A 25935-nucleotide genomic window follows, 5' to 3' on the forward strand; every position below is an offset into this window, starting at 1 on the left:
TTACTTGGCCAGCAACTGGTCCAACACTCCATTAGCAGCAAAGTGACGGCTTTGAATGTCAGTCCAGGAACCCAGAACGTCGGTAGGATTGATCAGCTTGACCGGTGCGTATTTGGACTCAAATTCCTTGGCAACGGCAGGATCAGTCACACGGTAGTTGAAACCGGCCAGCAGACGCTGAATCTCGGGGGTGTATTGGAACTTCAGATATTCGGTCGCTTCCTTGCGAGTGCCTTTCTGATCGACTACGCGATCCACAACGGCCACAGGGAACTCTGCCAACACGCTAACAGGTGGCACCACCACTTGCAGCTCGCTACCCTTGAACTCTTCGCTGGCCGCAATATTGATCACTTCGGATTCAAAGGTCAGCAACACATCGCCCTGACCGTTCTGGGCAAATGCTACGGTTGCGCCACGACCACCCGTAGGGAAGCTCTCGACATTACCCAGCACCTTACCTACGAATTCTTTGATCTTGACCTCATCACCGCCGAAGGCTTCATTGGCATATAACCAGGAAGCCAGATAGGTGTAGCGGGCATTACCCGAGGTCTTGGGATTCGGGAACACCAGTTTCACATCGTCGCGCACCAGATCATCCCAGGATTTGATGTTCTTGGGGTTGCCCTTGCGCACCAGGAAAGCAATGGTGCTGTAGTAAGGTGAGCTGTTGTTCGGGAATTTGCTGGCCCAATCCTTGGCAACTGCACCGCGCTCAGCCAGGAATTCAATATCGGTGACCTGGTTGAAGGTGACGGTATCTACTTTCTTGCCCTGAATAATGTCCTGAGCCTGACGGGAGGTGCCAGCAAAAGACTGGTCAATCTTGATGTCTTCGCCCGTAGTGGCTTTCCAGTGTTCAACAAACTTGGGGTTGATCGCCGCAAAGGTCTCGCGCGCCACGTCAAACGAAGCATTCAGCAAAGAAACCTGGGCACTGGCAGTGCCACCCAGCAAAGACGCCAACAACAAGGCAGAGCCAACAACAGACTTCAATTTCATGGTGTTCCCCAGAGTTCCCGGACGCGGCCGTCGGAGCCCGTCACTGATGTTCAATCGCGTGCTATCTATATAAGCACAGCTTGGATAGATCAGATTATGGGTAGGGGAAAAGGCATTTAAAACGACATTTTCATCATGCTCTTATAACCAGAACCTATCTATTGGCTAGGCTGGCGTGGCGTGGGCCACAGCAATATTTTTCTGGTGATTGCTTCTTTGCAAAAAACCCGGCTATAATCGTCAATTCGCCGGCTTAGCTCAGTTGGTAGAGCAGCGCACTTGTAATGCGAAGGTCGAGGGTTCAACTCCTTTAGCCGGCACCACGAATAAAATAGAACGCCAAGCTTTCAAAAGCTTGGCGTTTTGTTTTTCTGCTGTCTGAAGCTTGCCTTTACTCCGGCGGGAACGCCTCATACTGAGGCAGCCCATCCCTAATGTCATGCCAGGGTGCTTTCGAGCCTACAAATACATGGCACGTCGGGCGCGCACCCGGATCATCATCCAATACACCTAAAGCCAAACCTAACTCCCCCGGCTTCTGATCAAATCTAGTCAAAATATTTGATCCACACTGAGAGCAAAACCCCCGATGCTCTCCTGGCGAGGATTCATAAAATCGCACCAGCTCCTGACCGCGACGCCAATGAAATTCCTTGGTCTTTACCTTGCCCCGCGCCCTGAACGCCGAACCATGAGACTTGCGACACATGCGGCAATGGCAATACAGCAGCTCCGTAATAGCGCCTTCAATCTCAAAGACTACTCCCTGGCAAAGACAGCTTCCTCTCATAAGCCACATCCCCAATCGACAAGATCATTTTTTCGGCGCTGATTTCAGCTTATGCCTGAGGTCCTACTCAGCAGAGGATACAAGACATTGGCGCAACTCAGCCGGACACGATGCCCCCAACAAAACCATCGTGCGCTCCAATTCCTGAGCCACCAGGCCAAGCACTTGTGCAACGCCCTGCTCTCCTGCCTGCGCCAATCCGTATGCCACAGCACGTCCTAGAAACGCCCCAGTCGCACCGTAGGCAATCGCTTTGGCTACATCCGACCCGCGCCGAAAGCCGCTGTCGATAAATACGGGCATCTGCGTTTTGACGACATCCATAATCTGCGGCAGCACGCTGATGGTGGACGGCGCACAATCCAGTTGTCGGCCACCGTGGTTGGAAACAATCAGCCCGTCCACGCCGTAGCGCAGAGCCTGACGCGCGTCTTCGGGATGAAGTATTCCTTTAATCAGCACAGGACCATCCCACTTGGAGCGCAGCCAGGAGACATCGTCCCACACCAGACTACGGTCCATGCTTCGCGCCAGCAGTGCCGCTTGTGCCTGGGCAGAGCTAGCGCCCTCTGTGGGCATCAGGTTGACGAACTGGGGCTGCCCGGCCAGCGCCTGTCGCCATAGCCAACGCGGTTGGGAAGCCATATCCATCAACAAGCGGGGACCGGGACGAAACGGCAATTTGAAGCCGTGGCGTATGTCTTTTTCTCTATACCCCCCCACGGGCACGTCTACAGTCAGGACCAAAGCCTCGAAACCGGCTTGGCGAGCGCGGTCCAGAATGGAATTGGCCATCCCCCTGTCCTGCATGACGTACAACTGCATCCAGCAAGGGCCTGCGCAGGCTTCGCGCACTTGCTCCAAAGGGCTATTGGAGGCTGTAGACAAGATGTACGGCAAGCCAGCCTTGCCTGCAGCGCGTGCAGCATGCAAATCCCCGCGAGGACGCACGACGTCGATCAGGCCAACGGGGGCTACGCCAAAAGGTGCTGACCATCGCCGCCCATAGACTTCTATCTCTGTGGAAAGCGCCGAGGTATCACGCAGACTGCGTGGCGCTAAAGTCAGTGCCTGCAAATCCGCTTGATTACGGGCCAGGCAAAGTTCGTCTTCCGCCCCGCCCGCAACATAGTCATAGACAAAGCGCGGCAGGCTGTTTTGGGCCGCTAACTGAAAATCCTGAATGCTGAGCCGCATGATGCAAGCTATCTCCACCTGATGCCGGGCGTTCAAGGCCCGATTCAATTTAATTGTTTAGGCATCAAGTATATGATTGAAATCGTTGCTCCATACAAAGAAAATGCGCCTATGCCAGGTACGCCCGAAGTGACGCTTGTACCAAAACCAGGGGATTTGAGAGATACACCAGACCTAGCTTGCTTACACCCGATCGTCACGGACTGATCATGCATACCACCAGACTTCAGATACCGTACGTAGCCACGATGAAAAAGCAGCGGTTCAAGCCGGAAGCTTGAGCCGCTGCCTGTTTCCTCACTCCGCTTTTACAGCTTCACCGGCGTCACCAGACTCCCCTCCGTCACGAAGCGTTCGACATTCCTCAGCACCAGCTCGCACATGGCGGCTCGGGTTTCGCGGGTTGCGCTACCTACATGGGGCAACACCACGACCCGCTCGTTGCTCAACAATTCGGCAGGTACTTCAGGTTCGTTCTCGAATACATCGAGCCCAGCACCGCCCAATTGTCCGTTTTCAAGCGCAGCAAGCAATGCTTTTTCATCCACGACGGAGCCGCGGGCGACGTTGACCAGGAAGCCGTTAGGCCCCAGGGCTTTCAGCACCTCTGCAGAAACCAGATGGAAGGTTTCCGGACTACCGGGACAAGCCACGATCAGGAAATCGCACCATTCTGCCAAAGCGCTCAGCGAAGGCTCATGCTTCCAGGGCAGCTCGGGTTTTGCACTACGTGTGTGATAGCGGATCTCCATATCAAAGCCAATCGCGCGCCGTGCAATAACCTGACCGACTCGGCCCATGCCCAGCATGCCCAGGCGCTTGCCGCTGACCCGGGTACTTGGCATGGTGGGGCCAACACGCGGCCAGTCTCCACGTCGAACATGACGGTCGGAAGCAGAAATGCCCCGCACGGCATCAATCAGCAAGCCCATAGCCAAATCAGCCACGCAGTCGTTCAGAACGTCGGGGGTATTGCTAAGCATCACCCCACGCGCACGGACTGCATCCAGGTCGATGGCATCGTAGCCAACGCCCAGGCTACAAATGGCTTTCAGGTTCGGCAATGCATCAATCAACGCCTTGTCTGCGCCCTGCGTGCCTGTAGTGATCAGCACGGTGAATTCGCCACCACGTTCGCGCAAGAAAGCCGCTTGGTCCGACGCATCGCTCAGAGTTTCGACCGGGCACAAGGCAGGCAGTTTGCCTGCCAGAGGAGGCGGTAAGGGGCAGGCTTGAAGAATTTTCTGGGTCATGGTCATGCCTTGCTGGTAAAGACGTCGAAATCCACTTGTTTCAGCAGCGCATTACTCTGGCGCACGACATGGCCTGCGGCGGAGGCTTTGCGGCGATAAGCCAACCAGCGAGGGTCTGCTTCCAGCGCATTACGGCGAGCCTCTCGGTCGGCCATGTCTTCGTACGCCCACAAATGCACCACTTGATTCAGCTCGCCCACTTCGGTGGTGTAGTAACCGTGGCAAGCGCCCAGATGCTCGATCTGGACTGCTCGCCCTTCTGTTGCGTACAAGGCCAGGAAGTCGCGTAGCAAGCCGGTCGGGATGGTATAGGTTCTTTGGTCGATAATCATATTGCGAATCCGTTTTTATCCAAGATATTTGGGCAAGAGCAGCGAGATAACCGGGAAGGCCAGAAGCACGGCCAGGCGGAATACGTCGGCCACCACAAAGGGGATAACACCGCGATACAGCGTGCTCATCTTCACATCAGGCAGCAGGCTTTTCAGGACCATCACGTTCATGCCCACGGGCGGTGTGATAAAGCTGATTTCCGTGACCACCACCACGATGATCCCGAACCAGATCAGGTCAAAACCCAGGTGCTGCACCAGCGGGTAGAAGATAGGCACAGTCAGCAAGACCATGGACATGCTCTCCAGCACACTGCCCAGCACGATGTAGATCGCGCAGATCAGCAGAATCACCACGATGGGACTCATGTCGAACTGCTGCACCCAGTCCTGCAAGTCGCCGGGCATGGAGGTGAAGTTGATGAAGCTGGAAAACAGCAAAGCCCCGATCAGCACCATGAACAGCATGCCCGTGGTACGAGCCGACTCCACTAGAACATTGGAGAGGATCTGCCAGGTCAGTCGGCCACGTAGCAGCGCAAACAGGAAGGCACCGCAAGCGCCGATCCCGGCTGCCTCGGTAGAGCTGAAGATCCCGCCATAGATACCGCCCATGACGATGATGAACAGCACCAGCACACCCCAGACATCCCGCAAGGCACGCAGACGCTCTTTCCAGCTCATGCGTTCACCAGGAGGCCCCGCATTAGGGTCACGCCAGATCGTCCAGCGCACCGCCAGCAGATAAAAAATGATGGCCAGCAGGCCCGGCAAAATACCGGCGGCAAACATCTTGCCTATGCTTTGTTCGGTCAGGATGGCATAGACCACCATGACGATAGAAGGCGGAATCAGAATGCCCAGCGTGCCACCCGCCGCAATCGAGCCGGAGGCCAGCGCACGGCTATAGCCCAGCCTGCGCATTTCCGGGTAAGCCACTTTGGACATGGTGGCTGCCGTCGCCAGACTGGAACCGCACACTGCACCAAAGCCGCCACAGGCCACCACGGTGGACATGGCCAGCCCACCTTTTCGGTGCCCCAGGAACGCATAGGCCGCGGCATACAGTTCTTTGGACAACTTGGCTTGAGTAATGAAATTACCCATCAAGATAAACAGCGGCAGTACCGACAACAGATACTGAAAACCGCTTTCACGCACGACCGCACCGGTCATGGCATAGGCAGAGGGCCAGTTACGCATGATGCCCACGCCAATGAACCCCACTAAAGCCATGGAAAATGCCACCGGCACGCGCAGGAAGATCAGGAGGAGCATGGCTGCAAAGCCAATGAGCGCTTCAGTCATTCTTTGCCTCTTCTTCCAGATGTGCCGTGTCTGTGCACAGGTCACGTCGAAGCTGACCCAACTCCACGATTGTGTTGACGAACAGCATGATGCTCATGAAATAAACAACCGGAGCCAGTGGCAGCCCCAGCAAGGTAGTCTGGTCGGCGTACTCGGCAGCCGACTCGGCTTGCGTCCAGCTAACCATTGCCAACAGGGCGCTGATCCCTGCCGCCAGCAAGTGGCTGGAGACATGAACGACACGGGCGCCCTTCTCTCCACCGGGGATAGGCACCAGATCAACCACCACGTGTTCGCGCTCCATCGTGGCAAACACAATGCCGCAGAAGATGACACCGACCATCAGTATTTCAGTCAGCTCCACGGCCCCCATGACCGATACGTTGAAAATGTAGCGCCCTAATACGTCAAGCAAAGTCAGCAAGGCCAAGGAGACCATGCATAACTCCGTCAGACGCCGAAGACCTGCTCTTAATAAAGAGAGAAGGGAGTTCATGATTTGTAGCTCCGGGACTGCTGGCGCACAGGGCGCACAGCAGGTTCAAGACAGTCTGGATGCGCTAATCAGTTACCGCTTTCCCGCGCTTTAAGGTCGGCACGGAACTCTGCCAATACAGCAGGCCCGTCTATGCCCTTGGCCTTGGCCGCATCCAGCCACGCCTGTTCAAATGACGCAGTACGCTCTTTGACGGCAGCGATCAGTTCTTCACTGGCGGGATGAAACTGCACATTGTGTTCCTCCAGAACTTTCATGGCCGCCACATCGGCGTCGCCCCAAGCCTTGCCACCCAAGCGTGCAATGTGCTCACCCGAAAGACTCATCAGAATCTCCCGGTCTTTTTCAGACAGGCGATCGAAGGCTGCCGGGTTCATGATGATGCCGTGCAGATCGGCATAAAGACCGCCGGGGAAAACCGTCGCGTGCTTGACCACCGTGTCCAGGCGGAACGAGGCAACAGACTCGGGCGGGAACAGGACTCCATCCACCACACCGGTACTCAAGAGTTCGTACGACTCCGAAGCTGGTTTCACAACCGCGTTGACCTTGAGCGCCTTGGACAAGTCAGCCTGCATGCCACCACCAATGCGCAGCTTCAGGCCATCAAAATCGGCAATGGTCTGCACCTCTTTCTGTGTCGTGTAGACACTGCCAGGGCCGTGACCATACAGGCCCAGCAACTTGATACCACGATGCTCTTTGGCATCTTGCAGGTACTTGCTGTAAATATCCCAGGCCGCCAGCGACGTGGACTCGGCGCTATTGCCGGAAAAAGGCAACATGGCGAACTTCATCAGATCGAAGTTGCCGGGGTAATAGGAGTAAGAAATAAAGGCCAGATCCACAATGCCATTGCGGACCGCATCCAGATGCCCGACCGGGTTGGTCACCGCTTTGGTCAGGAAGTTGATCTTGACGCGCCCTTCTGTGGCCTGCTCCACCTCTTTGGCCCAGGGCTTCATGAAGTTGGCCACCAGAATATGCGTTTGCGGAATCCAGGCAGAGAAAGTCAGCTCTACAGGCTTGTCCGCTTTTGCGGGGCCAGCCGCCACAGCCAGGCTGGTCAAGGCCATACCCAACAGGCGAGAAATCCATCGGTTCTTCATGGGGAAATCCTTTTTTGGTGGTAGATCGTTATAGGTATAGTTAAGTGGGCCACTCAGGAGACAAGGGCCTGTTCAATCAAGGTCGTCACATCGCCGTCATGATGCATACCCAATTGCGTGGCGATTGCCGTTGTCAAAGGCGGCCACTGGGCAAACTGCTGGTCAAACTGTGGGTTGGACTGGAAGCGCAAGCCCGCATCGGCCCCCAAGCCATAGCGGGATTTCGCTGCCTGAACCAGGTCTGCGACCTGGAGGCGCTGGGCGGGAAGGTTCCACACCCGCCCGGCAGGAAGCCGGGTTGTTTCAAGCCTTGCAGCCATCTGAAGATGCTGGATGCAAGCGGGTAAAGAAAGCAGCCAGATCCAGCCCTGAGGTCCGATGGGGCAATCGTAGGGACTGCCTGCGGCCAGGGCGTGAATCAAGGAACTGGCAAAGGAAGACAAGGCCGTTTCGGCTGTCATGGGTCTGGCGACCACGGTAGGAAGGCGAACCGAGCGACTGTCCAGAAACCCCCGGCGGCTGTAATCGGCCAGCAGCAGCTCCACCATCCGTTTCTGTGTGCCATAACTTAAGGTAGGTGCGACAGCGGTGTCGTCGTCCACTTGCTTGGGCAGCGGCGTACCAAAGACGCCGATACTGCTTGCATACACCACGACGGGGCACTGCCCTTGTTCGCGCAAGTGCTCCAACAAGCCTATCGTGCCGTCTATATTGACGCGCAGACCCAATGCGAAGTTTTCTTCGGCCAAGCGACTGGTCACCGAGGCCAGGTGAAAAACCGTATCTGGCGCAGGCGTCAGAACCTGCTCCAGGACGGCCTTGTCAGACAAGTCTCCACTGATGCAGCGCAGGCCGGGCGTGTGGTGATAGGGTTGATCTTCAAAGGCCAGATCAGTCAGCGTCAGGCTTTGAATTTCATTGGCGGCAAGACGTTTGGCCATCGCACAGGCTAATGCCTGGCCGATATAACCGTTGGCGCCGGTAATCAAGACATGGTTCATGGCTTACCTCCCGGCAGTCTGAAAGCAAGCCGCAGCATCAGGACGACGTGCCGTATTCAGCACCCCTCGATCCTGCAAAGGCTGGCACCAGGACAAGCCCTCTGCCGGTACGCCGCGAGGCTGATACTCGCAGCCCAACCAGCCGTCGTAACCCAAGGTGGGCAAGGCCGCTACGCCTTCCAGCAAACCATCCTGGCTCAGATCAGGCTCATAACGCCCATCCGCACCAGCAATCTGCACATACCCAATCCAGGGAGCGCAAGCTGCAACACTGGCAGGCACATCCAGGCTTTCCTTGACGCAGTGGTAGTAATCAAATTGCAGCCGCAGACGCGGGTTATTGAAATGCTTAAGCACCGCTATCGCCTGCTCGGGCAGGTGATAAAAATACCCCGCCATGTCGCTACGGTTCAGCGCTTCCAGCGTCAGCACCAGATCATCGGCTTCGGCCAAGGCCAGGGCATGTTCCAGATTATTGAGCAGTGTGGCCAGGCAATCCTCCTGCTCCAAACCGCTCACATACCCGGCCATCACATGGATGCGACGGCACCCTGCTGCCTGCGCCACCGCGCGAGCACGATCAAAGGCTTCCCGGAACTGCGGCTGTGCCTCAGGAATCGCCGCCCAGCCCAGCCTGCCCGTCCCCTCGCCGATAGGCGTATTGATCAGAGTCAGATCCAGCTTGGCAGCCTGAAGCTGTTTGGCATACCAAGCGGGAGGATAGTCATAGGGCAGCAAAATCTCGACGCCCTGAAAACCATCGGCCGCCGCTGCCTCAAAGCGTTCGCTCCAGTCCAGATGCCGATACAACCAACTGAGATTAGCGGATAGTTGCATGGGGCCGCCTGTCTTACGCGTCTATCTGGCTAAGGAAGGCGTCGCGCTGCTCAGGCAGAACCACGCTAACCACGGCAGAGACTTCGGCCTGCCCCAGACCCATGGCGCTGGCGACACGCAGCATTTGCTGCACGCTGGCCGCAACCGGCATAGGCGCGCCGCTCTGTTGAGCATTGGCGATCAGGGTGTCGACATCCTTGAGCATGGTGGACAGCGCACCGATGCTTTTTGCCTGCGCTTCTATCATGCGTGGGGCGAAGATCTGCAAAGGCTTGGAATCTGCCCAGCCGCCCGCCAGCGCGGGTGCCAGCTTGTCTACATTGATGTTATTGCGTTGGGCAAAACCAATCGCTTCAGCCAGCGCCGCAATCGAAGTGGCAACGATGGCCTGATTGCATAACTTGGTCGCCTGCCCGGCACCGGAGGGCCCCATATGCGTGATGTTGCCTGCATAGGCACGCATCGCCGCCTCGGCTTCTGGCATATGAGTTTCACTACCGCCTGCCATGATGGCCAGCGTACCGGCCTCCACACCAGGAATACCGCCGGAGACTGGGGCATCGATCCAGTCAGCCCCGCCGTTTTGCGCCAGACGAGCGGCCAGGCGACGCGTTGCTTCGGGATCGATGCTGGAATGATCCACCACCCATTTAAGCCCCACTGCCTGAGCAACCCCGTCATCACCAAAGACCACGGCCTCTGCCGCCTTGGCATCGAAAAGGCATAACAGAACGCCATCCGCGCCTTCAGCGGCCTCGCGTGGAGTACCCACAACCTGAGCACCCAAGGCCGCCAGCGGCTCCGCCTTTTCTCTGGAACGATTCCAGACCTTAACCTCGTGGCCCGCCTTGAGCAGACGCTGTACCATCGCAGCGCCCATCAGTCCTAAACCGCAAAAACCGAGTTTCATCTTATACGTCCTCAAGCTGTTCTTGCGGCCACTCGGCAGCGCCGGAATGGGTCACCGCCCCTTCATTGGTTGGTCCAACCAGGCGTGCGTATTTTTCCAAAGCACCGGCCAGACGGTCTCGCAGATAAGGCTTCCATTGCGCCCGGCGTACAGCCAGCTCTTCATCCGACACATGCAATTGCATGCTGCTTTGTGTGGCGTCGATGGTGATGCGATCACCGTCGCGCACCAGACCGATATTCCCGCCTGCCGCCGCTTCGGGGCTGGCATAGCCGATACACATGCCGCGTGTCGCACCCGAAAAACGGCCGTCAGTCAGCAGCGCTACTTTCTCGCCATTGCCATGACCATAGATCGCTGCGGTGACGCTTAACATTTCGCGCATGCCGGGGCCGCCTTTGGGGCCTTCGTTACGGATAATCAGTACGTCGCCAGCCTCATAGGCCTGCTTGGACACCACCGCCATACAGTCTTCTTCGGTTTCAAAAACGCGGGCGCGCCCGTCAAACACAAGAGACTTCAAGCCAGCAATCTTCAGCAAGGCGCCGTCAGGGCACAGATTGCCCTTCAACACGACCAGACCACCCGAAGCATGAATAGGCTGATCACTGCTGCGCACGATGCGGCCATCCACATCGGGGAAACTCTCCAGAGCCTCTGCCAGGGTTTCGCCCGTAATGGTCAGTGCATCGCCGTGCAAGTGGCCGCTTTTCAGCAGCGCCTTAAATACCACGGGCACCCCGCCGATCACATCCAGATCCCGTGCCAGATAGCGGCCACCGGGCTGCAAATCGGCAATCAATGGCGTGCGGTTGAACACCTCAGCCATATCGTCCGTAGTGAAACGAATGCCCACTTCGTGCGCAATGGCGGGAATATGCAGGGCCACGTTGGTCGATCCGCCGGTGGCGGCGACAGCCGCAGTGGCGTTTTCCAGACTCTTGCGTGTGATGAGATCGCGCGGCAGTGGACCACCGTTAGCCAGAATTTCCATTACACGTCGACCCGCACGGCGAGCCAGCGCATGACGTTGGCTGTATACCGCCGGGGTGGTCGAAGAACCCAGAAAGGACAGGCCCAAGGCCTCTGCCACCATACCCATGGTATTGGCCGTGAACTGACCCGGACAGGAGCCGACAGTCATGGCACAGGTACGTTCGATGCCGTGCAACTGTTCCAGTGAAATCGCGCCAGTCTGGTAGCGACCCACGCCTTCAATGGCGGTAAGCACCGTGTTCTCAGTACCGTCGGGCGAGTAGCCCGGCAACATGGAACCACCGTAAATGAAGACCGAGGGGACGTTGAGTCGCGCCATGGCCATCAGGGTGCCAGGCAGCGTCTTGTCGCAGCCGCCCAAACCGACCAAAGCGTCATAGGCATGGCCACGCACGGCTATTTCCATACTGTCGGCAATCATCTCGCGCGAGACCAGGCTCATGCGCATGCCAGCGTGGTTCATGGAGGTGCCGTCGGACACGGAAATCGTGTTCATCATGACGGGGACGCCGCCACCTTGAGCAACGCCCAGGCGCACGCTATCGGCTTGAGGACCCAGGGATTTGGAGCAGGGAGTGTTGTCTCCAGCGGTGCCAATGATGGCGACCATCGACTTGTCGAGATCGTCGTCGTCCAAGCCGGTAGCACGCAAAAAGGCTCGGTGTGGGGTGCGGGTCACGCCCTCGGTCACTGCTTTTGATCTATGTTTTTTTAGCATGGTCTTTGGTGGTGAGGAGTAGTTGAAAGGTCGATTTAATCGGCAAGATCCAGGCGGTCAAATACCCAGGAAACATCTTCCTGAATGTATTGACGTGCCTGGGTGAAATTCCCGGCGCGCAGTGCTTTTACGGTGGACTCATGCAACTGATCAGCGGAGTCCTTGTTATGCAGCAGCTCGCGGGTTTCACGCAGATAAGCGCCAGACTGCAGCCACAGGCTCTCGATCATGGCGAGCATGACGGGCGACTGGGCTGCCCCGTAAATCGTGAAATGAAAGATGCGGTTTTTCTCAAGGCTGCTGGCAACGCCTTTGGGCGTGCGGCGCTCTTGTGTGATTTCTCGTGCCAGCCCTTCAAGCTGATCCAGCAAGGCCGGGGTGAGATGAGGACCAGCCCACTCTGTGACGGTGCCTTCGATCAAAACGCGGGCGCGGCGAATATCGCTCAGGCAAGCTTTGGTGATCAGGGGAACTCGGGTGGTGCCGTTGGGCAAGGGCTCCAGGCCCTGCTGCGCCACCAGACGGCGGAGCGCTTCACGCACAGGCATCGTGCTGGTGCCCAGCGCATCCGCCAGGTACTGGATGCCAAGAACTTGGCCCGCACGGTACTCGCCATGCATCAACTTATTGCGTAAGGCTTGGTAGACCGCTTCGTTCACCGATTGCCGAACGATGGGTTGAAAAGCCTCAAGCGGAGCGCTTGTGCTGACAGCGTCTGAATGTTTCATTAAGTTCCGTCACAAAGTGAATTCGACCAAAGATTTGTGATTTTTGATCAATTCTAAGGACGGACTTCGCCAACAACAAATCAGAGCAAACCCTTAGCGCCTGCACTGGGGATACGCGGCTTGGCAGGCATTTTTGCCTATCCGCGCACCCCGATTAGTACGGCACCAAATCAAGCAATCGCGCCGCTTGCCGCCGGAATAGGCAGCTCATTCAGACCTTTGAATTCTTGCAAAGAAAAGCTGGTTTGAGCCTGCCGAACACCCGGCAAGCGATGCAATTTGCGCTGCAGCAGCTCGGAATAGCTATCAAGATCTTTGGCAACGACCATCAGCAAGAAATCGGCTGGACCGGCAATGCCATGGCACATCACCACCTCGGGAATATCGCGTACAGCCTCAACAAATTCCACCGAGCGCGCTTCGTTTTGAAAGTCCACACTGATGCTGACAAAGGCCACCACCCCATACCCCAAGCCGCGACGATCCAGCCTGGCCTGGTAGCCTGCAATCAGCCCGGATTCTTCCATGCGCCGAATTCGACGCCAGCAAGGCGACTGCGAAATGCCCACTTTTTGAGCCAGCTCGCTTGTTGTGAGCCGGGCATTTCGCTGCAGTTCAGCCAACAAGCTGCGGTCTACCTCATCCAGTTCTATTTGCATAAAAAAATCCATTTTTGGAAATTTAAAGAAAAAATTATGCGTCCATGAAAAACAGCTTGGCACAACTCCCTTAAATACATAAGATCAACGCATAAATTTAAGTGGGATTTGCTTAAGAAACCACAGACAAATCCCATCTTTGCCCTGGCAGCATCTACCCGGTTGACCCCACCCTGCCTGCCCATCATGGGCGGCAAACACAGCGCCCAGCGGCTATCCCCTGAAGCGCAAAAAATACTGGTGACATCAGGCAATATACGCATGCCAGGCTCTAACACACGATAATGTTCGGCATATCACAAACGCCATTATTAACGTACGGGAGACAGAATAAATGAATGCTTCCAAAGCATCGGCTGACCAAGGCGTCGGCGAGACAGAGCGCATTGTTTCGGAAGAAAAGGCGCAGTTAGATTTCAGCCAATCCATGAGCTATGGCGATTACCTGCACCTGGACGAGGTGCTGGGCGCCCAGCATCCACTATCGCCTGCCCATGACGAGATGTTGTTCATCATCCAGCACCAGACCAGCGAGCTCTGGATGAAGCTGATGCTGCACGAGCTGAACGCCGCTACCGCCTCCGTCGCCGCTGACCGCTACGCCGACAGCTTCAAAATGCTGGCGCGTGTCTCGCGCATCATGGAACAACTGGTCAGCGCCTGGACCGTCCTGTCCACAATGACCCCGCCGGAATACACCGCGATGCGGCCGTATCTGGCTAGCTCCAGTGGTTTCCAAAGCGCGCAGTATCGATGTATTGAGTTTGCCCTGGGCAACAAGAACGCCGCCATGCTCAAGCCCCATGCACACCGGCCCGACCTGCTGAGCCAAGTTGAGGCAGCCTACCGCGCCCCTTCGCTTTATGACGAGTCGCTACGTTTGCTGGCACGCCAAGGCTTTGATATTCCTGCAAATTACCTGGATCGTGACTGGACGCAGCCCTACGTCGCCAGCCCCGAAGTCGAAGCCGCATGGCTGCAGGTTTATCGTGACCCCTATGCTCACTGGGATCTGTACCAGCTTGGCGAGAAACTGACCGATATTGAGGACGCATTCCGTCTGTGGCGTTTCCGCCATGTCACTACGGTCGAACGCGTTATTGGCTTCAAACGTGGCACTGGCGGCACCGGTGGCGTCAGCTATCTGCGCAAGATGCTGGACGTTGTGCTGTTCCCCGAGATCTGGACAGTTCGGACCGCGCTGTGATGCACGCTCCCAAGGACTCACTGTCGGCCCAAGAACGAGAGCGTGAATACTCGCCAAGCTCCTGTATAGGCGGAAACTATGCGCCTTACATTGAGCAATACGCCACGCTCAGCGCAGCCGCTTTAAAAAGCGCCTCTCGGCATGTCGAGCTTGCCTATGGCAGCGCGGCAGCGCATAAGCTCGACCTCTTTTTACCGGAACGTGGTGACTCGGAATCCCTCCCGCCGCTGCTCCTGTTTATTCATGGCGGCTACTGGCAGGAGCTGTCCAAGGCCTCCTCTTTGTTCTCGGCCCCGGACTGCAACGAGGCGGGCATCGCCTTTGCCGCCATCGATTACACCCTGGCACCGCAAGCCTCTGTCCACGACATGGTGCTGGAATGCCGCAAGGCTCTACGCTGGCTGCATCAACACGGTGAAGAACTGGGCTTTGACCCGCAGCGCATCGTCGTTTCCGGCAGCTCTGCCGGGGCGCATCTGGCGGCCATGTGCTGCTTGCGTGGGTGGAAGGATGATGCGGACTTACCGGTAGGCGCGCCCGCCGCGGCAGTGCTGGTTTCAGGCATTTACGAGCTGCAAGCCCTGATTGGCACCAGCATCAATGAGGCACTGTCCCTGGACGTGGGGAGTGCACAGGCGATCAGCCCTCAACTGCTTGATCTGACGGGTTTTCCGCCCACCATCATCAGTTGGGGAGAAATCGAAACCTCGGAGTTCAAGCGCCAGAGCCAGGCTTTTGCCGATGCGCTGAACACACTCGGTGCCCAGTATCTGCCCCCCATCGAAATGCCAGCACGCAACCACTTCGATGTCATTCTTGACCAGGCTCGTCCCAACACCCGCTTGGGCGATGCCACGCACGCGCTCTTTGCGTCCTTGCCGGTCACCTCTACTCGGAGCAAGTGATGAAACAAGTTGTCGACGTCGGGCTGCCGCCCCTGAAGCAAGCGTTTTCCTGGGCAGTCAAAGCCAAAGGGGAAATGCTGTTCATGGTGAACGGGCCTGTGCGCCCGGACGGCAGCATCGATACGGGAAGCATCGAGCAGCAAGCTCGCCTGACTTTTGCCAATATGCAGCGGGCCACGCAAGCGGCGGGTGGCAGTCTGGAAAATGTCACCCAAGTGCTGATCTACATGACCGATGTTGCCGACATGGACATCATCGACAAGGTGTACAGGGAGTTTTTCTCCGCCCCCTTCCCCAACCGCGCCAGTGTTGGCGTTGCGGCCTTGGTGGAGCCGGGCATGAAACTGGAAGTTGTGGCCTACGCCATGATTCCTTGATGCTGCAAAAGGCGGGCACGCTGCAGGCAAAACCTGACATCACCCGCCTGATTACAGCGAGTCGAACGGGTCCTGCGTGCTTGGCAAGCCCGTGTCATCCCCCAGCACAAAGCGCGGGATGAATTGCAGCACATATTGCCGCATGGCTTCGACCAGACGCTGCGCATCGGGACGCAGTTCGCGAGATCGCAAGGACACCACGCCGACCATATACGGCACGTGAATATCAATCGGGCGCAGCACCACATTGGGCAGTGGCAGACCGTGGGCGGTGAAGGGGTCGATCAGCGACACACCCACACCCTGGCTGGCCAGCACCAAACCCTCCAACGAGGAGGCAACCTCGATATGACGAATCTCTTCCGGTGATTCCGGGCTGGCACGCAACAAGGCTGTAGCCAGGGTATGACGCAGGCGGTGGCGGTTCTGCACCGAGATCAAGGGTGTGCCTTGAATATCGCTCAGGCGCACCAGTTCCTGTTTCGCCAAAGGATGGTTGACGGACATGCCCAGCAGGCAGGGACTTTGCCCGGACCAGTGCAAGGTGCAGCCATCAATGTCCAGCGGCAGACTGGTCACCGCCAGATCTGCCCGCCCTTCGTCGATGGCTTGCACGACTTCTTCCGGTTTCACCGTATCAATAATCAGCTTTTGCTTGAAGGCTGGATCGTGCTGTTCCATGATGCCCAGGGCTTGCGGCAACAAGCCTATGGCCAGAGCATGGGTCGCCACGATACGCAGGGGCCGCAGGCCCCCACGGGCGATTTCCAGAGCACGGCTTTGCAGCACCTCCAGATTCATCAGCACAGGCCGGGCTTCCAGATAGAACTCGCGCCCTTGCTCGGTCAAGGTGACCTGCGGCCGAGTACGGGTAAACAATCTGAAACCCAGTTCCTGTTCCAACTCCTGGATCTGGCGGCTAACCACGGGCTGAGAGCGGTCCAGCAGTCGACCGGCAGCGGTAACGCTACCTGCGGACATCACCGCTGCAAAAGCTTCTAATTGGCGAATTTCCATGTCGTTCTATGTGAATGCCGCATTTATCAACATGGAATATTCTAATGCGGAATAGTTAGCCGGACTAGCGTTTGACACCGAAACATTGATCCAGCGTGGGGAAAGAGCCATCACGCACTTCAGACGCATATTGCGCGGCTGCTTGCGAGATCAGGGCACCCACATCGGCGTAGGGTTTGGCGAATTTGGGGATCTTGCCGTTGGTCAGGCCCAGAATGTCTTCTGTCACCAGTACTTGGCCATCACATGCGGGCGAAGCCCCAATGCCAATGGTAGGAATCGCAATGGTTTCGGTAATGCGACGGCCCAGCGACTCTGCCACCCCTTCCAGTACCACACCCCAGGCACCGGCCTGAGCATGTGCCACGGCATCATCCAACACGCGCTGTGCAGCGGCATCAGTCATGCCCTGGGCTTTGTAACCGCCCATGGTGTTGACGTACTGGGGCATCAAGCCCACGTGGGCCAGCACAGGCACGCCGCGTTCCACCAGGAAGCGGGTGGTTTCTGCCATGACCTGGCCACCTTCCAGCTTGACCGCTTGCGCGCCGCTGGCAGCCAACATGCGCGATGCATTGGCAAAGGCTTGCTGGGGTGATTCCTGATAGCTACCAAACGGCATATCCACGACAATACAAGCATGTTGAGTCGCACGCACCACGGCGGCAGCATGGGCAGCCATCATATCGACCGTAATGCTTAGGGTATCGGGCATTGCATAGCCCACCATAGCGGTCGAGTCGCCCACCAGAATCATGTCCAGGTGCTCGTCCAGCATACGTGCGATAGGCGCGATGTAGGCTGTTAACGAAGCAATTTTTTGTTTGCCCTTGCAGGCGATCAGGGCGGGAACGCTGACGCGAACCTGCGTGGTATGTACGCTCATACTTACTCCATCTGGAATCCCATAGAGCTAACGCTTATATGGGATTATGAATGATGCAGATTGCATCATCTTGAGAAAATATCCAGTCGGCGCCTCTATAATCGCCGCAGGACAAAAAACAATAAGCTAATTTCCTGCCTACGTACAAGCTTCACGTGTCCATCCCATGCGGATTCAGGTCCTTTTAAGGACATTTTCTTTGACACTGCCTGTACGCTAGAGCCCGATCGTTCCCAATGCACGGTGGTTTCAGCAGCCATGTCCTGGCTGTTTTGCCGTGCACTCAACCGAGGAGAGACCTATGTCGACTACCCCCCCAACAATCACCTTCCATGACGATAACCGTGCGCCACAACTGGGCATGGGCGTCTGGCAGGTACCTGCCGAGCAAACGGCCGATGTGGTGTGCAGTGGCATCGAAGCGGGCTACCGCCTGATCGATACCGCCGCCATCTATGGCAATGAAGCCGAGGTCGGCCAAGGGATTCGTCAGTCCAAGGTGCCACGCGAAGAGCTGTTTGTGACCACCAAGCTGTGGAACGACATGCATGGCCATGACAACGCCCGTGCAGGCTTTGAAGAAAGCATGGACAAGCTGCAACTGGATTATGTGGATCTGTACCTGATTCACTGGCCTGTGCCCAAGAACCGCCAGTACATCCAGACCTGGGAAACGCTGATCAATCTGCGCAATGAAGGCCGCGTGAAATCCATTGGTGTGTGCAACTTCCTGCCGCAGCATTTGCAAACCTTGCTGGATAAAACCGGCGTGCTGCCTGTGCTGAACCAGATTGAGCTGCACCCCGGCTTTCAGCAGGCAGAATCGCGCCACTACCATGAAGACCACGCTATCCAGACGCAAGCCTGGAGCCCATTGGGATTAGGCACGCTGTGGGACAACCCGGTACTGAACCAGATTGCCAAAGAGCATGGCCGTTCTGTGGCACAAATCATGCTGCGCTGGCAGATTCAACTGGGCAATATGGTGATTACCAAGTCCAACTCCGCCCAGCGTCAACGCGACAATCTGGACATTTTCAGCTTCGAGCTGAGCGAGCAGGATATGGCAGCCATTGCCCGCCTGGACCAGGCCGAAGGCCGTCTTGGCCCTGATCCAGAACTGTTCCGCCTGCCTAAAAGCACCGTCTAAGGCTAAGCCTTAGGGCGTACCCGACGCGCTGGCCCGGACAAAAAGGCAGCAAGAAGGGGCGCCAGGGCAAACAGCCACAGCAGAGCCTGCGCCGACTGGCGTGCGCCCTGCACCCCACCGGGGTCCACAAAGCCCGAGGCTGTCGTGATGATCCCCGCCAAGGCCGCGCCCAATGCCATCGTGAACAACTGCAAGGTGGTAATGGCGGCCGAGGCAATATTCTCCTGCCCCTTGGGCGCAGAATGAAACACCCGCGTCAGCAGATGCGGCCAGGCCAGACCAATCCCCACCCCGACGCCCAGCAAGGACAGATACAAGGCCCAGGAGTAATCCGTGCCTTCACTCAAGCCAACCCAGGGGATAAACACGCCCAAGGCCGCCAGCGACAAACCCGAGACCACTGGCCCAGCAATAATCAGCCTGTCACCGGTCTTCAAACTACGGCTGGAGCTGGTAATCGAACCCAAGGTCCAGCCACCGGACATCAAGGCAGTCAGATAGCCTGCTTTAAGAGGGCTCATGTGGTGGATGATCTGCAGGAAATAGGGAATGAAGATTTCCGTCGCGACCGCCACGCTGACCAGACCAATACCGGCATACAGGCTGCCCAATGCGGTGCTGATGGAGTACGTGCCTTGCGGAAACAGGCGGCTAGTGGACTTGCTGTCAGCACGCGCCATCAAATACACCAGCACAGCGCCCCCCACGACCCCGGCCAGATTAATCATCCAGGAGGTAGACAGGCTACCTGCCGACATGACCAGCACAGAGGCCGTCAACAACAAAACCTTGCCCAAGGTAGAACCGGATTTACGGGTTTCAGGGGCACGCGCATCGCGCAGTTGAGTCCAGACCAGAATAGCCAGCAAAGCCGCACACGGCAGGACACTCCAGAAAGCCAGACGCCACTGCCCCATCTGGGCGAAGATGCCGCCAATGGCCGGGCCGGACAAGGTCGCCACACCCCACATGCTGGAAACCAGGGCCATGACGCGCGGCCAGAGCCGCTCTTCAAATACCAGCCGGATAGAGGAATAGCTCAGACCCAGCAGCAAACCGCCCCCCAAACCTTGAATCGTGCGGGCAAACAGCAGGAAAGGCATGGATGGCGCGACCGCACACAAGGTCGTGCCTATGGCAAAAAACAGCAAGGAGATCAGAAAACTGTGTCGCAGGCCCAGTTTTTCCAGAACCTGGGGTGACAGGGCCGAACCCAGAATCGAGGCCACCACAAACAGCGTGGTGTTCCAGGCGTAGTACTCCAGCCCGCCGATGTCCTCCACCACAGAAGGCAGAATCGTGGTCGCCACGTACACGTTGATCGCATGGACCGCCACGCCCCCGGCTAATGCCAGTGAGCGCAAGCCATTACGGCCAGACAGTAATTCAGACCAAGACGCTTCTTGGGTAGTTTGCATTTTTTTCTTTTTCCAAGCAAAAAACCGGCAAGAATGCCGGCCCTTAAACACACAAGTGCGCCAGTCGCACAATGCCACTGGCGCACCTGCTGGCGTGTCACAGCATGCCTTAGCCCAAGCCGGGCTTAAGCCTTCAACAAGCCCCGCAAAACGTACTGCATGATACCGCCATGGCGGTAGTAATGCGCTTCACTAGGCGTATCGATTCGGACCAGGGCCTCGAATTCAATATCACCCGCACGCACTTTGACCTTCTCGGGGATTTTGTCCTGATTCAAGGCGGTAATGCCTTCAATATCAAAGACCTCATCCCCGGTCAGACCCAGGGTTTCAGCATTTTGACCGGCTGGGAACTGCAAAGGCATCACGCCCATGCCCAGCAAGTTGCTGCGGTGAATACGCTCGTAAGACTCGGCAATGACGGCACGTACACCCAGCAGCACCGTACCTTTGGCCGCCCAGTCACGCGAGGAACCCGAACCGTATTCCTTGCCCGCCAGAATCACCAGAGGAACACCGGCAGCCACGTAATTGCGCGAGGCGTCGTAAATGGTTGCCACCGGTGCGCCATCCTGCGTGAAGTCGCGTGTATAGCCGCCTTCCGTGCCCGGAGCCAGTTGGTTACGCAAACGCACGTTAGCAAACGTGCCGCGAATCATGACTTCATGGTTACCGCGACGCGAGCCATAGGAATTGAAATCCAGAGGCTTCACATCATGATCCATCAAGTAGGTGGCGGCAGGCGAGGTACGAGCGATAGAACCAGCAGGGCTGATGTGGTCAGTTGTGACCGAATCGCCCAGCTTGGCCAGTACACGCGCAGAGCGAATGTCCGTCACCGGGCTAGGATCACGCTTCAAATCGATGAAGTAAGGCGGCTTGCGCACGTAGGTGGAATCATCCTGCCACTCGAAACGATCCCCTTTGGGGGTGGGCAGGGAGCGCCAGCGCTCATCACCGGCAAACACGTCGGCGTAGCCATCGCGGTACATATCCGAGGCAATGGCCTTGCTGATCACATCCTGCACTTCCGCGGCAGACGGCCAGATGTCTTTCAGGTACACATCCTTGCCATCGCTACCCTGGCCCAAGGGCTCCTGGTACAGGTCGATATCCATCGTGCCTGCCAAGGCGTAGGCCACGACCAGCGGTGGCGACATCAGGTAGTTCATTTTCACTTCGGGGTGAATACGGCCCTCGAAGTTACGGTTACCGGACAAGGTGGAGACGACCGCCAGATCATTCTGGTTAATCGCCTGGCTGACTTCCGGAATCAGCGGGCCGGAGTTACCGATACATGTGGTGCAACCGTAGCCGACCAGATCAAAACCCAGCTTGTCCAGGAAAGGCGTCAGGCCAGCACGCTGGTAGTAGTCGGTGACCACGCGCGATCCGGGGGCCAGACTGGTTTTCACCCAAGGCTTGCGGCCCAGGCCCTTTTCTACCGCTTTTTTGGCCAGCAAACCCGCTGCCATCATGACGCTGGGGTTAGAGGTGTTGGTACACGAGGTAATGGCGGCAATCACCACCGAGCCGTGATCCAGTTCGCACTGGCTACCATCGGCCAAGGTGAATTTCACACCGGCCTTACGCGGTGCAGGTGGCTTGTGCGACGGTACATCTGAGGCGGGGAAGCTCTCTTCCAGGGCTTCGTCGTAGGTTGCCACATCGTCGCCCAACAAATCACGCACGGCAGTACGGAAAGCCGATTTGGACGAAGACAGCGCAATCCGGTCCTGAGGTCGCTTGGGGCCTGCAATGGAAGGTACAACGGTGGACAGATCCAGTTCCAGACGCTCGGAGTAGCGAGGCTCGTGCTGCGGATCGTGCCACAGGCCCTGGGCCTGGGCGTAGGCGCGCACCAGCTCGATCTGCTCTTTGCTACGACCGGTCAGTTCCATATATCGCAGAGTTTCCTCATCGATAGGGAACATGGAGATCGTGGAGCCATATTCGGGGCTCATATTGCCGATGGTGGCGCGATTGGCCAGAGGTACAGCACTGACGCCAGGGCCGTAGAACTCCACAAACTTACCGACCACGCCATGTTTGCGCAGCATATCGGTAATCGTCAGTACCAAGTCGGTCGCCGTCGTGCCCTCAGGCATCTGGCCCGTCAGCTTGAAACCCACCACACGGGGAATCAGCATGGAAATGGGTTGGCCCAGCATGGCCGCTTCGGCCTCGATCCCGCCTACGCCCCAGGCGACCACGCCCAGACCATTCACCATAGGCGTGTGCGAGTCCGTGCCCACACAGGTATCGGGGTAAGCTAACTGGCGGCCTTGCTCGTCGCGAGTAAAGACCACGCGGGCCAAGTGCTCCAGGTTCACCTGGTGAACAATACCCGTGCCCGGTGGCACGACCTTGAAGTTATCGAAGGCACTTTGGCCCCAGCGCAGAAACTGGTAGCGCTCCATATTGCGCTCGTATTCGATCTCCACGTTGCGTTCGAAGGAGCTGGGCTTGCCAAAATCGTCCACGATGACCGAGTGGTCGATAACCAGTTCGACCGGTGCCAAAGGATTGATTTTTTGAGGGTCGCCACCCAAAGCCTGCATGGCTTCGCGCATTGCGGCCAAGTCCACCACGGCTGGCACGCCGGTAAAGTCCTGCAAAACAACGCGTGCGGGGGTGAAGGCAATTTCGCGGTCTGGTTCGGCGGCTGGATTCCAGGCCGCCAGGGCACGGATATCGTCCGCCGTCACATCGCCGCCGTCTTCCGTGCGCAGCAAGTTTTCCAGCAGGATCTTCAAGCCATAGGGCAGGCTGGCAACATCCAGGCCATCTCCACGAACCGCATCCAACCGATAGTAGTCGTAGGACTGCCCGCCGACATCCAACTGGTGCAAAGCCTTAAAACTATCTACGCTTTTCATATCGGGATCTCCATGGAAAGGTGCTGGCCGATACCGTCCAATTTACCCAGCCAGCGAAACACATGTGGTAATTGTCTATTGGTCTAGACCATTTCACATCTTACACTCTGGGCTTGTCCCCTGCCCTGTGTAGCGTCCCTCCTGTGGCCTTACGTCACACCTACACAAACCCGGAAACATTCTTTACGTATAATGGTTTAGGTGCCTTCCACCCGTCTTTTTGCCTCATCGCCTCCTTTTCTTCGAGCACTCGCCCACCTCATGTTTTTTGTTGATCTGCGCCGGCTGATTCTCTTGTTGGCTACTGCCAGCAGTCTGCTGACCATGGGCTACACCTTGTATGGGGCCTATTCGGCGGAGCGTACCTTGCTAATTGAGCAGGCTCTGGAAAAGAACCGTGCCTACGCTCTGAAGCTGGCCAGCAGCACCGATGCCTTCATCGGAAACTTGCAGCAACAGCTCCGCTATAGCGCCAACGTGCTCTCCCGCTCGCTGTATCAGGGCGAACTTCTGTTAGGTGACGAAGTTCGACGCCTGAACGAACAAAACAACAGTTTCAACTCCGTCCTGATCCTGAACGCAGAAGGGCGCGTTCTGGCCAATGCCCCCCATCAGCTCAGCCTGATCGGCACCACGCTGCACGGGGAAGGCACGCAACTGGCCCTGAAAACCAGAGTGCCCGTCATCAGCCCGCCCTACCTGTCGGCAACCGGGCGTTTGTTGATCTTTATCTCGCACCCTATTTTTGATGCAGACGGCAACTACAAGGGTCTGGTCGGCGGCTCCATTTACCTGCACGAGCCCAATAGCCTGAATGCCTTGCTGGGCGAGCACTTTTACCGCGACGGCTCCTACATTTACGTCGTGGATGAGCACAAACGCCTGATTTTCCATAAAGATGTGGCCCGTATCGGCGAAGTCGTACACGGCAACCCGGCCATTGATGCCGTCAGCCAAGGCGAGAGCGATGCCCTGTCCCTGCGCAACGTGAAAGGTGTGGACATGCTGGCCGGTTTTGCCCCTAGCAATGATGTGAAATGGGGCGTGGTGGTCCAAAGCCCGACCAAAGTCGTGCTGGACGAGCTGACGGTCTTGTTAGGCAAGGTGCTGCGCAACTCGATCCCGTTTTTTCTGGCTGTGCAGATTCTGATCTGGATGTTAGCCATGCTGATCGCCAAACCCTTGCGCCAGTTGGCCCGCCAGGCTCCCCATCTGGATTCGGCCAATGCCAGCTCGCGCATCTCTCAGGTCCACGCCTGGTACTTTGAGTCCCGCCAGATCAAGCTGGCCATGCTGCTGGGTTTGAAACGCGTCAACCGCAAGATGGGCGCCATGAATGTGGAACGCAATACCGACCCCTTGACCGGACTGAACAACCGGCGCGGTATGGCGGCGGTGTTGCAGCAGTGGAAGGAAACGGACACGCCCTTTTCCGTACTGACGGTGGATATTGACCACTTCAAACATGTCAACGACACCTACGGGCATGATGTAGGCGATCTGGTCCTGAGCTTCCTGGCCGACACCATGCGTGCGTGTACTCGCGAGACCGATCTGATCTGTCGGGTCGGCGGTGAAGAATTCTGTATTTTCCTGCCCGATCAGGATATAGACCAGGCCCTGCAACTGGCCGAGCGTCTGCGTATCCTGATCAGCGAAACCAACAGTCCTGCCGGTTCGCCCATTACGATTTCAATCGGGCTGGCTCACTGGCCGGTTCATGGCCGCGAACACAGCACCGTTCTGAAACTGGCGGATGAAGCGCTGTACAAAGCCAAGCGCAACGGTCGCAATCGGGTTGAGCTCTGCGACCCTGGCGTCAATAATTCCGACATCAAAACCGCTTAAAGTCGGCGCAGAACCTTGATCCGCACATCCACCTGTACATCCAGGCTCGTCAATTGACGAGCCTGCTCCAGCCCCTGGGCGCTGGCGCGAAACAGGTGGGGAGTCATCAGGAGCAAATCAGCAATTTTTTCTTGTGAATCAAGGCTGATCTCACAACGAATACGCTCCGTCGCTTCCAGACTGAAACCGGTGGGAGCTTCCTGGACCTCATCCTTATCGGCTTTCAAGGTCGGATAAATAATGCGCCGCAACTCCAGCAAGTGATCCGGGCCCGCTTCCACCTGTACCCAGATACCGCCCGACTTCAGGGCTCGCAAAAACTCCTCGGGCACCGCAAAGCCAAACATGCACAGCAAGGCATCCAGAGAGCCATCCGGCACCGGCAATTGCGCATTGCTGCCCACCAGCCAACGTATCTCTGAGGAGCTGCGTGCCGCCGCCATCACCGCCCATTTAGAGATATCCAGGCCGATCAGTGCCAGTTGCCCGTCCTGATCTTGCTGACGCAAATAGCGCGGGTAATAGCCCTCGCCACAACCGGCATCCAGACAGGCATAAGGGGCTTCCCCTTCCAGCCCATCCATCAAAGCCCGCCAAACCCCGGCGGCAATTGGCTCGTACACACCCGATTCCAGATAGCGACGGCGCGCGGACACCATCTCTTTGCTATCGCCCGGGTCGCGCGAACGCTTGTTCTGTACAGGCAGCAAGTTGATATAGCCCTGGCTGGCAGTATCGAAGCAATGGCCGGACGGACAGCGCCAGCTAGGGGCCTGGAACACGAGCGGCAAGCCGTCCAGAGGACAGCACAGTTTCTCGAACAGGGGCGGGGAAAGGTCAGACATGAAGGAATCGCTCTACGGCCACCGTGGCCAAGGCGATAGTGTAGCGCCCCGGCTGATCTGTGCC

At 57.3% G+C, this 25935-nt stretch carries 24 protein-coding genes and 1 tRNA gene; 6 read left to right on the forward strand and 19 right to left on the reverse strand.

Annotation, left to right across the window (positions count from 1 at the left end; all coding sequences use genetic code 11):
- The gene (gene cysP / locus JYG33_RS12125) at window positions 1-1005 is read right to left on the reverse strand and encodes a thiosulfate ABC transporter substrate-binding protein CysP (protein WP_207872481.1); all 1005 of its coding nucleotides are present in this window, start codon (window positions 1003-1005) and stop codon (window positions 1-3) included.
- A gap of 247 nt (window positions 1006-1252) precedes the next feature.
- Between cysP and JYG33_RS12130 the strand changes: the two genes are divergently transcribed.
- Window positions 1253-1328, forward strand: a tRNA-Thr gene (locus JYG33_RS12130).
- Window positions 1329-1396: 68 nt separating this feature from the next.
- Here JYG33_RS12130 and JYG33_RS12135 read toward each other — a convergent pair.
- From JYG33_RS12135 to JYG33_RS12195, 13 genes are all read right to left on the reverse strand, one after another.
- On the reverse strand, window positions 1397-1795 hold the full coding sequence (locus JYG33_RS12135; RefSeq protein ID WP_207872482.1) for a GFA family protein: 399 nt from the start codon (window positions 1793-1795) through the stop codon (window positions 1397-1399).
- Between the two features lie 63 nt (window positions 1796-1858).
- Window positions 1859-2992, reverse strand: a complete 1134-nt coding sequence (locus tag JYG33_RS12140) for an alpha-hydroxy acid oxidase (RefSeq protein ID WP_207872483.1) — start codon at window positions 2990-2992, stop codon at window positions 1859-1861.
- Window positions 2993-3300: 308 nt separating this feature from the next.
- Window positions 3301-4251 carry a 2-hydroxyacid dehydrogenase gene (locus JYG33_RS12145; protein WP_207872484.1) on the reverse strand — a complete coding sequence of 317 codons (951 nt, stop codon included), beginning with the start codon at window positions 4249-4251 and terminating at the stop codon, window positions 3301-3303.
- Window positions 4248-4577 (reverse strand): NIPSNAP family protein, encoded by a 330-nt coding sequence (locus JYG33_RS12150; RefSeq protein WP_207872485.1) that lies wholly within the window; start codon window positions 4575-4577, stop codon window positions 4248-4250. Before JYG33_RS12150 ends, JYG33_RS12145 begins: the two co-directional genes overlap by 4 nt.
- A gap of 15 nt (window positions 4578-4592) precedes the next feature.
- Window positions 4593-5885, reverse strand: a complete 1293-nt coding sequence (locus tag JYG33_RS12155; protein WP_207872486.1) for a TRAP transporter large permease — start codon at window positions 5883-5885, stop codon at window positions 4593-4595.
- Window positions 5878-6381 carry a TRAP transporter small permease gene (locus tag JYG33_RS12160; RefSeq protein ID WP_243430167.1) on the reverse strand — a complete coding sequence of 168 codons (504 nt, stop codon included), beginning with the start codon at window positions 6379-6381 and terminating at the stop codon, window positions 5878-5880. The genes JYG33_RS12155 and JYG33_RS12160 overlap by 8 nt, the downstream gene beginning before the upstream one ends.
- A 68-nt stretch (window positions 6382-6449) precedes the next feature.
- Window positions 6450-7490: a TRAP transporter substrate-binding protein gene (locus JYG33_RS12165; protein WP_207872487.1), complete on the reverse strand. Its 1041-nt coding sequence runs from the start codon at window positions 7488-7490 to the stop codon at window positions 6450-6452.
- Between the two features lie 53 nt (window positions 7491-7543).
- Window positions 7544-8491 (reverse strand): NAD-dependent epimerase/dehydratase family protein, encoded by a 948-nt coding sequence (locus tag JYG33_RS12170; protein WP_207872488.1) that lies wholly within the window; start codon window positions 8489-8491, stop codon window positions 7544-7546.
- 3 nt (window positions 8492-8494) lie between these two features.
- Window positions 8495-9328: a TIM barrel protein gene (locus tag JYG33_RS12175; protein ID WP_207872489.1), complete on the reverse strand. Its 834-nt coding sequence runs from the start codon at window positions 9326-9328 to the stop codon at window positions 8495-8497.
- 13 nt (window positions 9329-9341) lie between these two features.
- Window positions 9342-10238, reverse strand: coding sequence for an NAD(P)-dependent oxidoreductase (locus tag JYG33_RS12180; protein ID WP_207872490.1), 897 nt, complete (start codon window positions 10236-10238; stop codon window positions 9342-9344).
- A gap of 1 nt (window position 10239) precedes the next feature.
- Window positions 10240-11952, reverse strand: coding sequence for a dihydroxy-acid dehydratase (gene ilvD / locus JYG33_RS12185; RefSeq protein ID WP_207872491.1), 1713 nt, complete (start codon window positions 11950-11952; stop codon window positions 10240-10242).
- A 35-nt stretch (window positions 11953-11987) separates the two neighbouring features.
- Entirely contained in the window at window positions 11988-12680 is a 693-nt protein-coding gene (locus JYG33_RS12190) for a GntR family transcriptional regulator (RefSeq protein WP_207872492.1), read from the reverse strand.
- 170 nt (window positions 12681-12850) lie between these two features.
- Window positions 12851-13339: an Lrp/AsnC family transcriptional regulator gene (locus JYG33_RS12195; protein ID WP_207872493.1), complete on the reverse strand. Its 489-nt coding sequence runs from the start codon at window positions 13337-13339 to the stop codon at window positions 12851-12853.
- Window positions 13340-13673: 334 nt separating this feature from the next.
- Between JYG33_RS12195 and kynA the strand changes: the two genes are divergently transcribed.
- From kynA to JYG33_RS12210, 3 genes are read left to right on the forward strand one after another with little or no spacing between them, the layout of a single operon-like run.
- Window positions 13674-14546, forward strand: coding sequence for a tryptophan 2,3-dioxygenase (kynA, locus tag JYG33_RS12200; protein WP_207872494.1), 873 nt, complete (start codon window positions 13674-13676; stop codon window positions 14544-14546).
- Window positions 14546-15451, forward strand: a complete 906-nt coding sequence (locus JYG33_RS12205; RefSeq protein WP_207872495.1) for an alpha/beta hydrolase — start codon at window positions 14546-14548, stop codon at window positions 15449-15451. Before kynA ends, JYG33_RS12205 begins: the two co-directional genes overlap by 1 nt.
- Window positions 15451-15828, forward strand: coding sequence for a RidA family protein (locus JYG33_RS12210; protein ID WP_045929449.1), 378 nt, complete (start codon window positions 15451-15453; stop codon window positions 15826-15828). The genes JYG33_RS12205 and JYG33_RS12210 overlap by 1 nt, the downstream gene beginning before the upstream one ends.
- A gap of 51 nt (window positions 15829-15879) precedes the next feature.
- Here the strand turns inward: JYG33_RS12210 and JYG33_RS12215 are convergent, their stop codons facing one another.
- Both JYG33_RS12215 and panB read right to left on the reverse strand, forming a co-directional pair.
- Entirely contained in the window at window positions 15880-16809 is a 930-nt protein-coding gene (locus JYG33_RS12215) for a LysR substrate-binding domain-containing protein (RefSeq protein ID WP_243430168.1), read from the reverse strand.
- Window positions 16810-16909: 100 nt separating this feature from the next.
- Window positions 16910-17731 (reverse strand): 3-methyl-2-oxobutanoate hydroxymethyltransferase, encoded by an 822-nt coding sequence (gene panB, locus JYG33_RS12220; protein ID WP_207872497.1) that lies wholly within the window; start codon window positions 17729-17731, stop codon window positions 16910-16912.
- Between the two features lie 301 nt (window positions 17732-18032).
- Here panB and JYG33_RS12225 point away from each other — a divergent pair, with 301 nt between their 5' ends.
- Window positions 18033-18881, forward strand: coding sequence for an aldo/keto reductase (locus tag JYG33_RS12225; protein WP_207872498.1), 849 nt, complete (start codon window positions 18033-18035; stop codon window positions 18879-18881).
- A gap of 2 nt (window positions 18882-18883) precedes the next feature.
- Here JYG33_RS12225 and JYG33_RS12230 read toward each other — a convergent pair whose 3' ends face one another.
- Window positions 18884-20299 carry an MFS transporter gene (locus tag JYG33_RS12230; protein ID WP_207872499.1) on the reverse strand — a complete coding sequence of 472 codons (1416 nt, stop codon included), beginning with the start codon at window positions 20297-20299 and terminating at the stop codon, window positions 18884-18886.
- Between the two features lie 125 nt (window positions 20300-20424).
- Window positions 20425-23178 carry an aconitate hydratase AcnA gene (gene acnA / locus JYG33_RS12235; protein ID WP_207872500.1) on the reverse strand — a complete coding sequence of 918 codons (2754 nt, stop codon included), beginning with the start codon at window positions 23176-23178 and terminating at the stop codon, window positions 20425-20427.
- A 261-nt stretch (window positions 23179-23439) separates the two neighbouring features.
- On the opposite strand from acnA, the gene JYG33_RS12240 reads away from it, so the two are divergent.
- Window positions 23440-25026, forward strand: a complete 1587-nt coding sequence (locus tag JYG33_RS12240; protein ID WP_243430169.1) for a sensor domain-containing diguanylate cyclase — start codon at window positions 23440-23442, stop codon at window positions 25024-25026.
- Here JYG33_RS12240 and JYG33_RS12245 read toward each other — a convergent pair.
- Window positions 25023-25871 carry a putative RNA methyltransferase gene (locus JYG33_RS12245; protein ID WP_207872501.1) on the reverse strand — a complete coding sequence of 283 codons (849 nt, stop codon included), beginning with the start codon at window positions 25869-25871 and terminating at the stop codon, window positions 25023-25025. The genes JYG33_RS12240 and JYG33_RS12245 overlap by 4 nt on opposite strands.
- Between the last annotated feature and the right edge of the window lie 64 nt (window positions 25872-25935).

Origin of the sequence: Alcaligenes sp. SORT26 (assembly GCF_017377875.1) — a bacterium.
In the GTDB taxonomy this organism is placed as follows: Bacteria; Pseudomonadota; Gammaproteobacteria; order Burkholderiales; family Burkholderiaceae_B; genus Alcaligenes; species Alcaligenes parafaecalis.

Excerpts from the sequence above, each read along its gene's own strand:
- JYG33_RS12225 (WP_207872498.1), top strand. The coding sequence starts at position 18,033 with ATGTCGACTACCCCCCCAACAATCACCTTCCATGACGATAACCGTGCG.
- JYG33_RS12210 (WP_045929449.1), top strand. The coding sequence starts at position 15,451 with ATGAAACAAGTTGTCGACGTCGGGCTGCCGCCCCTGAAGCAAGCGTTT.
- ilvD (WP_207872491.1), bottom strand. The coding sequence starts at position 11,952 with ATGCTAAAAAAACATAGATCAAAAGCAGTGACCGAGGGCGTGACCCGC.
- JYG33_RS12205 (WP_207872495.1), top strand. The coding sequence starts at position 14,546 with ATGCACGCTCCCAAGGACTCACTGTCGGCCCAAGAACGAGAGCGTGAA.
- JYG33_RS12175 (WP_207872489.1), bottom strand. The coding sequence starts at position 9,328 with ATGCAACTATCCGCTAATCTCAGTTGGTTGTATCGGCATCTGGACTGG.
- JYG33_RS12245 (WP_207872501.1), bottom strand. The coding sequence starts at position 25,871 with ATGTCTGACCTTTCCCCGCCCCTGTTCGAGAAACTGTGCTGTCCTCTG.
- JYG33_RS12160 (WP_243430167.1), bottom strand. The coding sequence starts at position 6,381 with ATGAACTCCCTTCTCTCTTTATTAAGAGCAGGTCTTCGGCGTCTGACG.
- JYG33_RS12180 (WP_207872490.1), bottom strand. The coding sequence starts at position 10,238 with ATGAAACTCGGTTTTTGCGGTTTAGGACTGATGGGCGCTGCGATGGTA.
- kynA (WP_207872494.1), top strand. The coding sequence starts at position 13,674 with ATGAATGCTTCCAAAGCATCGGCTGACCAAGGCGTCGGCGAGACAGAG.
- JYG33_RS12230 (WP_207872499.1), bottom strand. The coding sequence starts at position 20,299 with ATGCAAACTACCCAAGAAGCGTCTTGGTCTGAATTACTGTCTGGCCGT.
- JYG33_RS12195 (WP_207872493.1), bottom strand. The coding sequence starts at position 13,339 with ATGCAAATAGAACTGGATGAGGTAGACCGCAGCTTGTTGGCTGAACTG.
- JYG33_RS12240 (WP_243430169.1), top strand. The coding sequence starts at position 23,440 with ATGTTTTTTGTTGATCTGCGCCGGCTGATTCTCTTGTTGGCTACTGCC.
- acnA (WP_207872500.1), bottom strand. The coding sequence starts at position 23,178 with ATGAAAAGCGTAGATAGTTTTAAGGCTTTGCACCAGTTGGATGTCGGC.
- JYG33_RS12155 (WP_207872486.1), bottom strand. The coding sequence starts at position 5,885 with ATGACTGAAGCGCTCATTGGCTTTGCAGCCATGCTCCTCCTGATCTTC.
- cysP (WP_207872481.1), bottom strand. The coding sequence starts at position 1,005 with ATGAAATTGAAGTCTGTTGTTGGCTCTGCCTTGTTGTTGGCGTCTTTG.
- JYG33_RS12150 (WP_207872485.1), bottom strand. The coding sequence starts at position 4,577 with ATGATTATCGACCAAAGAACCTATACCATCCCGACCGGCTTGCTACGC.
- JYG33_RS12165 (WP_207872487.1), bottom strand. The coding sequence starts at position 7,490 with ATGAAGAACCGATGGATTTCTCGCCTGTTGGGTATGGCCTTGACCAGC.
- JYG33_RS12135 (WP_207872482.1), bottom strand. The coding sequence starts at position 1,795 with ATGAGAGGAAGCTGTCTTTGCCAGGGAGTAGTCTTTGAGATTGAAGGC.
- JYG33_RS12140 (WP_207872483.1), bottom strand. The coding sequence starts at position 2,992 with ATGCGGCTCAGCATTCAGGATTTTCAGTTAGCGGCCCAAAACAGCCTG.
- JYG33_RS12170 (WP_207872488.1), bottom strand. The coding sequence starts at position 8,491 with ATGAACCATGTCTTGATTACCGGCGCCAACGGTTATATCGGCCAGGCA.
- JYG33_RS12215 (WP_243430168.1), bottom strand. The coding sequence starts at position 16,809 with ATGTCCGCAGGTAGCGTTACCGCTGCCGGTCGACTGCTGGACCGCTCT.
- panB (WP_207872497.1), bottom strand. The coding sequence starts at position 17,731 with ATGAGCGTACATACCACGCAGGTTCGCGTCAGCGTTCCCGCCCTGATC.
- JYG33_RS12145 (WP_207872484.1), bottom strand. The coding sequence starts at position 4,251 with ATGACCATGACCCAGAAAATTCTTCAAGCCTGCCCCTTACCGCCTCCT.
- JYG33_RS12190 (WP_207872492.1), bottom strand. The coding sequence starts at position 12,680 with ATGAAACATTCAGACGCTGTCAGCACAAGCGCTCCGCTTGAGGCTTTT.